Genomic DNA, 1,285 nt, shown 5'->3' with positions numbered 1-1,285 from the left:
TCATGGGCTGGCGCCGAGTTCGGCCCGGAGCCGGGCTCGACGCGTGCGAGAGTGGGCAGCCCCCGCGCCCGCCTACCCCAAGAGTCGGAGGGGCCTACCTTCCCGTCGTGCACGTTCTGATCCTCACCAGCCTGCTCCTGCTCTTGCCCACGGCAGGAGCCGCTGAGGCACTGATTCCCCTCCCATCGCAGCCCGCGCAGATCGCGTGGCCGAGCGTTGCCTGGCAAGAAACGAAGCTCGTGCCGAGCGTCGATTCGAAGGCCCTGGCTTTGGCGGTCAGGAAGATTTTCGAGAGTCGACCGGCCGGGGGTCTCCCGGACACCCGTGCCGTGTTGATCGTCCAGGGCGGCAAGATCGTTCTCGAGCGCTATGCCGAGGGCTTCGGCCCGGAGTCGCGATTTCATTCCTGGTCGATGGCCAAGAGCTTCGTGCAATGCCTCGTCGCCATCCTCGTGCGCGACGGCCCGCCCGCGGCCGACGCCCCAGGTCCGGTGCCAGCCTGGAGCGCAGCGGATGACCCTCGCCACCGCCTCACCCTCCGCCAGCTTCTCAACATGACCACAGGGCTCGACAATGCAGACGGCGACGCTGACCCGCAGGCCTTCGTCGGCCAGCTCCTGTTCGGCTCCAACGCACAAGACATGGCGGGCCATGCGGCCAACGTTCCGTTCCTGCACGACCCCGGGACCCATTGGGCCTACTCGACGGGAACCAGTGCAATTCTTGGCGGCATCGTCTCACGCCTGACAGGCCCCAGCCGTGAAGCCACCAGGGCCTGGATGGAAAAGGAATTGCTCGACCCGCTCGGGATCAAGAGCCTCATCGCCGAATCCGACAGCCGCGGCCAACTGGTTGGTGGCAGCCACGTCTGGGCGACAGCTCGGGATTGGGCGCGCCTTGGTCTGCTCTACCTGCGCGACGGTGAATGGGACGGCCGGCGTATCCTTCCCGCAGGCTGGGTGGACTTTTCACGCACCCGCGCACCGGTCGACAACAACGGAACCTACGGTGCTCACTTCTGGCCGAATCTTCCAGCCCGCGGGAAGCAGTTCGATCCTCTGCCCGGCGCACCCGGCAGTGCGTTCCAGATGACCGGCAACGGCGGCCAGTATGTTGTGCTGGTTCCGGAACGAGACCTATTAGTCCGTAAGCGGCCAGCCTCGGACGTGGTTGCAGCCCGTATCGCGGGGTCTCAGCCTGTCAGGGGCCCGAGGGGAGCGTCGGCGAAGTTCTCTTTCCAGAGGCGCGGCGTGAGTTCGGCGACCCTGGTTTGAGGGTGGACACT

Annotated in this window: 1 protein-coding gene; it reads left to right on the top strand. The window is 66.4% G+C overall.

Annotation, left to right across the window (positions count from 1 at the left end):
- Nucleotides 1-107 precede the first annotated feature (107 nt).
- Nucleotides 108-1,274 carry a serine hydrolase gene (locus GY937_00385; GenBank protein MCP5055163.1) on the top strand — a complete coding sequence of 389 codons (1,167 nt, stop codon included), beginning with the start codon at nucleotides 108-110 and terminating at the stop codon, nucleotides 1,272-1,274.
- Nucleotides 1,275-1,285: the final 11 nt, after the last annotated feature.

The sequence above is a fragment of the bacterium genome (assembly GCA_024228115.1).
Classification (GTDB): Bacteria; Myxococcota_A; UBA9160; order UBA9160; family UBA6930.
This window is presented reverse-complemented; position numbering and strand designations above follow the sequence as displayed.